Source organism: Halomonas eurihalina (genome assembly GCF_008274785.1).
GTDB classification, from domain to species: Bacteria; Pseudomonadota; Gammaproteobacteria; order Pseudomonadales; family Halomonadaceae; genus Halomonas; species Halomonas eurihalina.
Genome location: NZ_VTPU01000003.1, coordinates 236,343 through 245,996, shown reverse-complemented (window position 1 = coordinate 245,996; position 9,654 = coordinate 236,343). Strand labels below are relative to the sequence as shown.

At 63.2% G+C, this 9,654-nt stretch carries 11 protein-coding genes; 2 read left to right on the top strand and 9 right to left on the bottom strand.

Features of this window, described 5'->3' with window-relative positions; translation table 11 throughout:
* The 9 genes from tolA to FZZ93_RS05105 all read right to left on the bottom strand — a co-directional run.
* The coding region (tolA, locus tag FZZ93_RS05145) for a cell envelope integrity protein TolA (RefSeq protein ID WP_149321251.1) at positions 1–555 on the bottom strand (555 nt) is incomplete at its 3' end.
* 9 nt (positions 556–564) lie between these two features.
* Complete coding sequence (tolR, locus tag FZZ93_RS05140) at positions 565–1,005, bottom strand: protein TolR (protein WP_149321250.1); 441 nt, start codon at positions 1,003–1,005, stop codon at positions 565–567.
* A 12-nt stretch (positions 1,006–1,017) separates the two neighbouring features.
* Positions 1,018–1,707: a protein TolQ gene (gene tolQ / locus FZZ93_RS05135; protein WP_149321249.1), complete on the bottom strand. Its 690-nt coding sequence runs from the start codon at positions 1,705–1,707 to the stop codon at positions 1,018–1,020.
* 25 nt (positions 1,708–1,732) lie between these two features.
* Positions 1,733–2,755, bottom strand: coding sequence for a Holliday junction branch migration DNA helicase RuvB (ruvB, locus tag FZZ93_RS05130; protein WP_149321248.1), 1,023 nt, complete (start codon positions 2,753–2,755; stop codon positions 1,733–1,735).
* 77 nt (positions 2,756–2,832) lie between these two features.
* Entirely contained in the window at positions 2,833–3,444 is a 612-nt protein-coding gene (gene ruvA / locus FZZ93_RS05125; protein ID WP_149321247.1) for a Holliday junction branch migration protein RuvA, read from the bottom strand.
* A gap of 135 nt (positions 3,445–3,579) precedes the next feature.
* Entirely contained in the window at positions 3,580–4,122 is a 543-nt protein-coding gene (gene ruvC / locus FZZ93_RS05120) for a crossover junction endodeoxyribonuclease RuvC (RefSeq protein WP_149321246.1), read from the bottom strand.
* Between the two features lie 179 nt (positions 4,123–4,301).
* Positions 4,302–5,054: a YebC/PmpR family DNA-binding transcriptional regulator gene (locus FZZ93_RS05115; protein WP_149321245.1), complete on the bottom strand. Its 753-nt coding sequence runs from the start codon at positions 5,052–5,054 to the stop codon at positions 4,302–4,304.
* 101 nt (positions 5,055–5,155) lie between these two features.
* Entirely contained in the window at positions 5,156–6,937 is a 1,782-nt protein-coding gene (aspS, locus tag FZZ93_RS05110) for an aspartate--tRNA ligase (protein WP_149321244.1), read from the bottom strand.
* A 58-nt stretch (positions 6,938–6,995) separates the two neighbouring features.
* Positions 6,996–7,256: an FmdB family zinc ribbon protein gene (locus FZZ93_RS05105; protein WP_149321243.1), complete on the bottom strand. Its 261-nt coding sequence runs from the start codon at positions 7,254–7,256 to the stop codon at positions 6,996–6,998.
* A 205-nt stretch (positions 7,257–7,461) separates the two neighbouring features.
* Between FZZ93_RS05105 and FZZ93_RS05100 the strand changes: the two genes are divergently transcribed.
* Both FZZ93_RS05100 and FZZ93_RS05095 read left to right on the top strand, forming a co-directional pair.
* Positions 7,462–8,388, top strand: coding sequence for a D-2-hydroxyacid dehydrogenase (locus tag FZZ93_RS05100; RefSeq protein ID WP_149321242.1), 927 nt, complete (start codon positions 7,462–7,464; stop codon positions 8,386–8,388).
* A 209-nt stretch (positions 8,389–8,597) separates the two neighbouring features.
* Positions 8,598–9,497, top strand: coding sequence for a ribokinase (locus tag FZZ93_RS05095; protein WP_149321241.1), 900 nt, complete (start codon positions 8,598–8,600; stop codon positions 9,495–9,497).
* Positions 9,498–9,654 lie beyond the last annotated feature (157 nt).

Sequence of the window (9,654 nt, the reverse complement as noted above, 5' to 3'; positions counted from 1 at the left end):
GGCCTTACGCTTGGCTTCTTCCTCGGCCTTACGCTTGGCTTCTTCCTCGGCCTTACGCTTGGCTTCTTCCTCGGCCTGGCGCTTGGCTTCCTCTTCGGCCTGGCGCTGACGCTCGGCTTCCTGTTGCTCGCGGCGTTCGGCTTCAGCCTCAGCCTCCTCGGCTCGACGCTCAGCCTCTTCAGCAGCAGTCTGGGCAGCTTCGAGTGCCTCGGCACGCTCCTGCTCGGCCTGACGCTGACGTTCGGCTTCCGCTTCGCGTTGACGCTGTTCTTCGGCCTCGCGCTGGCGGCGCGCTTCTTCTTCCTCGGCCTGACGAGTCGCATCGTCTTCCGAGGACTCGTCGGCCTCTGCCGACGCCTGAGGCTCGGTGGCTTGCTGGGCCTGATTCGTGGTCGTCTCGGTGCTGACGAGCGTGGCCTGCACAATGGATTGGCTCGGCGGCTCGCTCTCGGCCGTCGGAAAGCGAATCACGCTGATCACCAGGATGCCGAGGTGCAAGGCGATGGCAAGCAGGGTCGGCAGGCCATAGCCCACGCGTCGATGCTGTCTGGCCATGATCGTTCCTCAGGATTCCCCGGGGGGTGGTTCGGAGATCAGCCCGACATTGGCCACCCCGGCAGTCTGCAGGGTGCTCATCAGGGTCACCACCTGGCCGTAGGACACGTTTCGGTCACCGCGCACCAGTACCCGGGTGGCCGGCTGGCGCTCCAGCAGGATGATCACCCGTTCACTGAGTTCATCGAGGCTCACTTGGGTCTCGTCGCCACTCAGGCTGACGAAGTACTGCCCATCGCGATCCACCGAGACGATGATCGGATCGCGATCCTCGTCGTCCTCGATGGGCTCCGACGCCGTTTGAGGCAAGTCCACGTCGACGCCCTGGGTAAGCATCGGCGCGGTGATCATGAAGATCACCAACAGTACCAGCATGACGTCGATGAACGGTACCACGTTGATCTCGTTCATCGGCTTGCGCCGGCCCATGCGGTTGAAGGGTCCGTGCATGACGTCTCTCCCTCAGCCTTCGGTCGTTTCGCCGCGACCCTGCAGGTTGCGGTGCAGGATGGAATGGAATTCCTCGGCAAAATCCTCGTACTTGCCCAGCAGGCGAGATGACTCGGCGGATAGGCGATTGTAGAAGATCACCGCGGGAATGGCCGCGAACAGCCCCATCGCCGTGGCGATCAGAGCCTCGGCGATCCAGGGCGCGACCGTGGACAACGTGGCCTGCTGGGCCATGGACAACGATTGGAAGGAGCCCATGATGCCCCAGACGGTACCGAACAGGCCGATATAGGGGCTGGACGACGCGACGGTGGCCAGGAATACCAGGTGGAGGTTGAGGCGGTCTTCCTCCCTCGACCAGGCCACGCGCATGCTGCGCTGGACACCATCGAGAATCGCCTGGGGGCTCCGCGTCTTGGGCAGCAGGCGATTGAATTCGCGGAAGCCGGCCCGGAAGATGTGTTCGGTGCCCAGGGTGTCCTGCTCTGCCGGCGAATCACGATACAGTTCGTTGAGATCGACCCCGGACCAGAAGCGGTCCTCGAATTCACGATGCGCCTTGCGCGCGCGGCGCATCACGAAGGTGCGCTGGAAGATCACCACCCAGGATAGCAGCGAGCCGACCAGCAGCAGCAGCATCACGGCCTGGACCACGCCGCTGGCGTTCATGATCAGATGGGGAATGGACATGGCGTCGTTCACGGGAATCCTCGTCGGTCTTGGCTGATCAGTCGTGGCGCGGCGCCTGGTCATCCGGGGCCAGGCCGAAGTGCTGCCAGGCCTGCCGGGTCACCACACGTCCACGCGCGGTACGCATCATCAGTCCCTGTTGGATCAGGTAAGGTTCAATGACGTCTTCAATGGTGTCGCGTTCCTCGCCGATGGCCGCGGCCAACGAGTCGACGCCCACCGGCCCACCATCGAATTTCTCGATCATCGCCAGCAGCAGGCGTCGGTCCATGTGGTCCAGACCATGATGGTCCACATGCAACATGTTCAATGCCTGGTCAGCGATTTCGGCATCGATATGCCCGCTGCCGCGCACCTCGGCAAAGTCACGCACCCGCCGCAGCAAGCGGTTGGCGATGCGCGGCGTGCCACGTGCGCGACGCGCCACTTCGGTGGCGCCGCCGACATCGCTGTCCACGCCCAGCAGGCCCGCCGAGCGGGTGACGATCTCGGTGAGTTCCTCGACGGAATAGAACTCCAGGCGCTGGACGATGCCGAAGCGATCGCGCAGCGGAGAGGTCAGAAGCCCCGCCCTGGTCGTGGCCCCGACCAGGGTAAAGGGCGGCAGATCGAGCTTGATCGAACGGGCCGCCGGTCCCTCGCCGATGACGATGTCGAGCTGGAAGTCTTCCATGGCGGGATACAGGACCTCTTCCACCACCGCGGAAAGTCGATGAATCTCGTCGATGAAAAGCACGTCGCCGGGCTGCAGGTTGGTGAGCATCGCCGCCAGGTCGCCGGCCTTTTCCAGCACCGGCCCCGAGGTGGCCTTGAGGCCCACGTCCATCTCGGTGGCGATGATGTTGGCGAGTGTCGTCTTGCCGAGCCCAGGCGGGCCGAACACCAGGGTATGATCCAGACTCTCGCCACGCCCGCGGGCAGCGCTAATGAAGATATCAAGCTGCTCGCGTACCCGTGTCTGACCGATGTAATCGCTCAGATGCCGGGGACGAATGGCGTGATCGAGCCGTCCCTCGCCCTCCCGGGTCTCGGCGCCGATCAGTCGGTCGGTTTCCAGCATGCGAATCCTCTCTTGGGCGAGCACGGCATGAGCGCCGGCTTGGCATCATGGCCCTGGTGAACGGCAATCACCATGGGTTAGCCTGCCATGCGACGCGCAAGCGCCGCCTTGATCATGGCTTCAGTGCTGCCTGTTTCTTCGAGGCCCGACAGCATACGCGTGGCTTCCGACGGCTTGTAGCCAAGGCTGACCAGCGCGGCCTCGGCATCGGCCAGCGGATCCTTGGGGGGCGGCATCGAGGCGCCGACTCCGGCATCGCCGGCGGACACTTCCGTGCTGTCCTGCCAATGCGGAAAACGGTCCCGCATTTCGATGACCAGCCGCTCGGCAGTCTTCTTGCCGACGCCCGGCAAACGGGTCAGAGCCTTGATATCGTCATCCATCACGCAGCGGATAAAGGCGTCCTCATCCATGCCGGACAGGATCGCCAGGGCCAGCTTGGGTCCGATGCCATTAACCTTGATCAGGGCACGGAACAGGGAACGCTCCTGCTCCCGGGCGAAGCCGTACAATAGATGGGCATCGTCACGGACGCTGAGATGGGTGTGCAACGACACCTCTTCCCCGCAGCCAGGTAGTGCCACCAGCGTGGTCATCGAGGCTTCAAGCTCGTAGCCGACCCCGCCCACGTCCACCACCAGCCAGGGCGGCTGTTTTTCCAGCAGTGTGCCTCGCAGGCGTCCGATCATGGTGTGTCACAGTCCTTGGTCATGAAATCCGTCGTGGCGGTGCGCGCCGCGACCACTATACTGGTCCCCCAGCCGGCTTGCCAGCCCGCCTGAACGGCGTTCGATAATCCTTTCGAGCGTCGCCGTGCGGCGACATCAGGAGGGACGAAAATCCCGCCATGACGCCCCCTTTCCTCGCCGACGGCCGCCGCCGTAGCTGCCTCGATTGATCAGTCCCAGCCGCGCATGGGCATGGGTCAGGGCAATCGCCAGAGCATCCGCCGCATCGGCCTGGGGTGAGCCACTCAAGCCCAGCACGGCGGTCACCATATGCTGGACCTGGCGCTTGTCCGCCCCGCCTCCGCCGGTTACCGCCTGCTTGATCTGACGCGGCCCGTATTCGCTGACCGGCAGGCCATGATTGGCCGCGCAGACGATGGCGGTTCCCCGTGCCTGGCCAAGCTTGAGAGCCGAATCGGCGTTCTTGGCCATGAATACCTGCTCGATGGCGAATTCACCGGGGCCGTGCGCGCCGATCACCTCGCTGATGCCGGCATAGACCTGTGCCAGGCGTTGCGCCAGGTCGTCGCCTCGGGTGCGAATGCAACCACTGGCCACGTAACGCGGCGTGGGGGTGGTGACATCCAGCACGCCGTAACCGGTGATCCGCGACCCCGGATCGATCCCCAGGATCAGCATTGCCGCTTCCCTGGCCGAAAGAGGCAAAAGCGATCTCGCCACATCTTGCCAACGGCATGAATCACTGAGCCATTACTCCTCATACTCACCGATTACTCCTCATATCCGAGCCCTTAGCTTTCACGCAGTGACTCGAGGATGGCATCAACGCCAGATCGATAGCGCATCGGTGCACGATTTCACTCCTGCAACTCATCCATGATGGCATCGGAAAAGTCGGCATTAGTGTAAACATTCTGCACATCATCCAGGTCCTCGAGCCGATCTACCAGCTTGATGATGCGCTGGCCCAGCTCAACATCCTCGATTTTGGCGTAGTTATCCGGATACAGGCCGACATCGCTGGCCGTCGGCTCAAGGCCTGCCTCGACCAGGGCATCCTTGACCACACCGAAGCTGTCCGGCGTGGTCACCACTTCGAGGCGGCCGTCCTCGAGGGTCTCGATTTCCTCGGGCTCGGCCTCCAGGGTCGCCTCCATGGCGGCCTCTTCGGTCGCGCCTTCCGGCAGCGTCAGACGGCCCTGGCGATGGAACATGAAGGCCACTGAACCGGTAGTGCCGAGATTGCCACCCTGCTTGTTGAAGGCATGTCGCACCTCGGAGACGGTCCGATTACGGTTATCGGTCATCGCCTCGACCATCACAGCGACCCCTTCTGGGCCATAACCCTCGTAGACGACTTCTTCCATGTCGTCGCCTTCGGTATTGCCAGCCCCCCGATCCACCGCGCGCTGGATGGTGTCCTTGGTCATGTTGTTGGCCAGGGCCTTGTCGATGGCGGCGCGCAGACGGGGATTGTCGTCCGGCTCGCCACCACCATGGCGCGCGGCCACGCTCAGCTCACGGATCAACTTGGTGAAGATCTTGCCTCGCTTGGCGTCCTGGGCAGCCTTGCGATGCTTGATATTGGCCCACTTGCTGTGACCTGCCATGGAACTCCCTCGTTCGAGTTAGTGGATTCATGCCGCCCGCATACGAGACCGGCGCCTCTTGGGCGCCGGTTCGCATGATGACGATGAACGCCTCGGCGCCATCACTCGTCGGCGTTCTCCGCCTTGGCCTTCTGCCGAAGGCGAATGTTCAGCTCCTTGAGCTGCTGGCCGCTGACCTCGCCCGGTGCGTCGGTCATCAGGCAGGCCGCGCTCTGGGTCTTGGGGAAGGCTATCACTTCGCGGATCGTGCGTGCCCCGCTCATCAGCATGACCAGGCGGTCCAGGCCGAAGGCCAGGCCACCATGGGGCGGCGCGCCGTACTGCAATGCATCGAGCAGGAAGCCGAACTTCTCGCGGGCTTCTTCCTCACCGATGCCCAGCGACGCCAGCACGGTCTGCTGCATCGCCTGATCGTGGATACGGATCGAACCGCCGCCAAGCTCAGTGCCATTGAGCACCATGTCATAGGCGCGGGACAGTGCCTCGGCGGGCCGCTGCTTGAGCGTCTCGACATCGCAGGACGGAGCAGTAAACGGATGGTGCAGCGCCTGCAGGCGGCCGTTGTCGTCTTCTTCGAACATCGGGAAGTCGACCACCCAGAGCGGCGACCACTTGGCTGTGTAGAGGTCGAGATCCTCGCCCAGGCGTACACGCAGTGCGCCCAGTGCCTCGTTGACGATGCGCGCCTTGTCGGCGCCGAAGAAGATGATGTCGCCGTCCTCGGCACCGACCCGGTCCAGCAGCGGCTCGACCACGCCGTCCATGAACTTGACGATGGGCGACTGCAGCCCCTCGATGCCGCTGGCGCGGTCGTTGACCTTGATCCAGGCCAGGCCACGCGCGCCATAAATGCCGACAAAGTTGGTGTACTCGTCGATTTCCTTGCGCGACAGCGAAGCACCACCCTTGACCTTGAGCGCCGCGACACGGCCGTCATCGGCATTGGCCGGCCCGGAGAAGACCTTGAAGTCGACATCCTTCATCAGGTCATCGACATCGACGAGCTCCAGCGGGATGCGCAGGTCCGGCTTGTCGGAACCGAAGCGCTGCATGGCCTCCGCATAGGGCATGCGCGGGAACTCGGGCAATTCGACATCCAGCACCTCCTGGAACAACTGACGAATCATCCCTTCGGTGATGGCCATGATGTCGTCTTCCTCGACGAAGGAGGCCTCGATGTCGATCTGGGTGAATTCCGGCTGACGATCGGCGCGCAGGTCCTCGTCCCGGAAGCACTTGGCGATCTGGTAGTAGCGATCGAAGCCGGACACCATCAGCAGCTGTTTGAACAACTGTGGTGATTGCGGCAGTGCGAAGAAGCTGCCCGCATGGGTCCGACTGGGCACCAGGTAATCCCGGGCGCCTTCCGGGGTCGCCCGGGTCAGGATCGGTGTCTCGATATCCAGGAATCCCTGGTTCTCGAGATAGGCCCGCACGGTGTGCGAGATACGCGAGCGCAGGCGCAGCTTGTCGATCATCTCCGGGCGACGCAGGTCGATATAGCGATGCTTGAGACGAATCTCCTCACCGACCTTGCCGTGTTCGTCGAGCTGGAAGGGAGGCGTTGCCGCCGTGTTGAGCACCTCGACGTCCTTGGCCAGCACCTCGATCATGCCCGTCGGCATGTTGGGATTCTGGGTGCCTTCCGGGCGCAGGCGAATACGCCCGACGATGCGCAGCACATACTCGTTGCGGGCACGGTCAGCGTTGGCGAAAGCCTCGGCGGTATCGGGATCGACCACGACCTGGGCGATGCCATCACGGTCGCGCATGTCGAGGAAGATCACCCCGCCGTGGTCACGGCGGCGATGCACCCAACCGCACAGGGTGACCGTCTGGTCCACCATGGTCTCGTTCAACTGGCCGCAATAATGACTGCGCATGTTGTATCCCGTTCTGTTTCGTGTTCCGTGGAAATGTGAAACGGCAAGGCGGCACGGCTCAAGCCGCCGTTCCGTCCTTGCTCGATGTCTCGGCGGTCTTGCCGTTCTCGTTGCCACCGGCCAGATTCTTCTTGCTACCGGTCTTGAAATCGGTCTCGTACCAGCCACCGCCGGCCAGACGGAAGCCCGCGGCGGATACCAGGCGACCCAGCTCAGCCTGATCGCAGGCCGGGCAGTCGGTCAACGGAGCGGCATTGAGCTTCTGCAGTTTTTCCAGACGATGGCCGCAGGCCTTGCACTCATATTCGTAGATGGGCATGGTCGTGATTCTCCCGGTAACGATGTCCCATGAGCGCCGCGATGGTGCGCGGTCGCGATGCTCGTTCCGCATCGTTGTGCGATATAGGGTCGGCCTGCGGATATTCCAAGCCTGACGCGAAGGTCGGACATTATAGCCCGTTGGATGCCCCGAGGCCCAGCCCCGGGGAGCGCCCCGCCACTGTCGTCGATACAAGGATCTCATCATGCATGCTGTCATTCTCGATGCCGCCAGTCTCGGCCCGGATATCGACCTCTCGCCTATCGAGAACCGGGTCAGCCGCCTGACCCGTCACGACTTCACGTCCGCCGACGAGGCCACCAAACGGCTCGCCGAAGCCGATGTGGCCATCGTCAACAAGGTAAAGCTGAGCGCCGAGACCCTGGAGGCCCTGCCCCGGCTACGTCTGATCTGCGTGCTGGCTACCGGCACCAATAACATCGACATGAGTGCTGCCGAGCGATTGGGCATTCGCGTACGCAACGTCACCGCCTACGGCACGGCCAGCGTGGCCCAGCACAGCCTGATGATGATCCTCGCCCTCGCCGCCCGGTTGCCACGCTATCAGGACGATGTCGCCCGAGGGCGCTGGAATACGAGCCCCTTCTTCTGCCTGTTGGAGCACCGGACCCTGCAGCTCGAAGGCAAGCATTTGGTGATCGTCGGCCAGGGGGAACTCGGCAACCGCGTGGCGAAACTTGCCGAAGGGCTAGGCATGAACGTGAGCTTTGCCGCACGGCCGGGTGGGCATGATGATCACCGTCCCAGCCTCGCCGACCTGGCCCCGTCGGCCGATGTGCTCAGCCTGCACTGCCCGCTGACCGAGGCCACCCATCACCTGATCGACGCTGCCATGCTCGCCCGGTTCAAGCCTTCTGCACTGCTGATCAACTGTGCTCGAGGCGGCATCATCGACGAAAATGCCGCCCTGGCCGCACTCCGTGAAGACCGCTTGGGTGGCCTCGGGGTCGATGTGCTACCCGAAGAGCCGCCCCGGGACGGTCATCCCCTGCTGGACGCCCTCACTGAGTCACTCAACCTGATAGTGACGCCGCACAACGCCTGGATCGCCCCTGAAGCTCGCCAACGTATTGTTGAACTGACGGCTCGGAACCTCATGGCGCTGGACTGAGCTTATTTAAGACGTGGTAATCGCCCTGCTGTCGAATTTCTCGAGATCTGATGCAGAGTTAGCCTGGAGCTGTGATACGAGAGAAGATAACGGTATAAAATCGATATGATATAAGTATACAGGTTGCGCCTGTGCTTTCGGGCTTGGATACTCATGCTCCATCAATCCCCTTTCGCTCAATCTCCTGACATCAATTCGGACGTCGGCGCATGCTGCATAATTTCGGTTCGATCAACCTCGACCACTTCTATCGTGTCCCCCACCTGGTCCGCCCGGGCGAAACCCTTGCCGGGCATGACTACCGTGTCGGCTTGGGTGGCAAGGGTGCCAATCAATCGCTGGCCATGGCCCGCGCCGGCGGCCGCATTCGTCACTGGGGGCGGCTCGGCCGGAATGATGCCTGGGCCAAGGAGTTGCTGGCTCAGGCAGGCGTGGACACCAAGACCATTGCCCTCGTCGACGAGCCAGGCGGCCACGCCATCATTCAGGTCGACGATCAAGGTGAAAACGCCATCCTGCTCTTCCCCGGCGCCAACCATGGCTTCAGCGAAGCCACACTGGACGAACTGATCGAAGCCGCCGATCCGGGCGACTGGCTGCTCGCCCAGAACGAATGCAATGCGCTGGCCATGGTACTCGAACGCGCCCACGCCAGAGGCTTGAACATCGCCTTCAACCCGGCTCCGATGACCGAGGACGTGGCGTCCCTGCCGCTGGAACTCTGCCAACTGCTATTCGTCAATCGCGGTGAAGCCGAGGAACTCACCGGGTGTGCGGAAGGAACGCCGTCGAAGGAGCTGCTCGACGCCCTCGCCGACCGTCTGCCCGCTACGGAGACAGTGCTGACCCTGGGTGGCGAAGGCGCCTGGTATCAGCATGGCGAGACCCGACGCTTCCAGCCGCCCCTGCCGGTCACTCCACGCGACACCACGGCCGCCGGCGACACCTTCATCGGTTACTATCTCGCCGCCCGGCAGGCCGGGATGCCGACGGAAGCCTGTCTCGAGCGCGCCGCCACCGCTGCCGCCATCGGCGTCCAGCGCCTCGGTGCCACCGAGAGCATCCCTGAGCTTGCCGATGTAGAAGCCCTGCTTGACCAGGACACTTAGAGCGCATTTCCAAGCTTTCAATGGCAGTGGGCGCCGAGGATAAGACGACGCGAGGGTCCTTTGTCATGGATGGCAAAGGTAGCACCCAGGGAAGGGGTCACAGCGCTCTCGCGATGGTCCGACACTTCGGGGCTTGTCGCCGAAAAGCCCCATTGGG

Bases quoted from the DNA above. Each gene is read 5' to 3' on its own strand.
- ruvA (WP_149321247.1), bottom strand. From the start codon at position 3,444: ATGATCGGACGCCTGCGAGGCACACTGCTGGAAAAACAGCCGCCCTGG.
- FZZ93_RS05105 (WP_149321243.1), bottom strand. From the start codon at position 7,256: ATGCCCATCTACGAATATGAGTGCAAGGCCTGCGGCCATCGTCTGGAA.
- aspS (WP_149321244.1), bottom strand. From the start codon at position 6,937: ATGCGCAGTCATTATTGCGGCCAGTTGAACGAGACCATGGTGGACCAG.
- tolR (WP_149321250.1), bottom strand. From the start codon at position 1,005: ATGCACGGACCCTTCAACCGCATGGGCCGGCGCAAGCCGATGAACGAG.
- ruvB (WP_149321248.1), bottom strand. From the start codon at position 2,755: ATGCTGGAAACCGACCGACTGATCGGCGCCGAGACCCGGGAGGGCGAG.
- FZZ93_RS05115 (WP_149321245.1), bottom strand. From the start codon at position 5,054: ATGGCAGGTCACAGCAAGTGGGCCAATATCAAGCATCGCAAGGCTGCC.
- FZZ93_RS05095 (WP_149321241.1), top strand. From the start codon at position 8,598: ATGCTGCATAATTTCGGTTCGATCAACCTCGACCACTTCTATCGTGTC.
- ruvC (WP_149321246.1), bottom strand. From the start codon at position 4,122: ATGCTGATCCTGGGGATCGATCCGGGGTCGCGGATCACCGGTTACGGC.
- FZZ93_RS05100 (WP_149321242.1), top strand. From the start codon at position 7,462: ATGCATGCTGTCATTCTCGATGCCGCCAGTCTCGGCCCGGATATCGAC.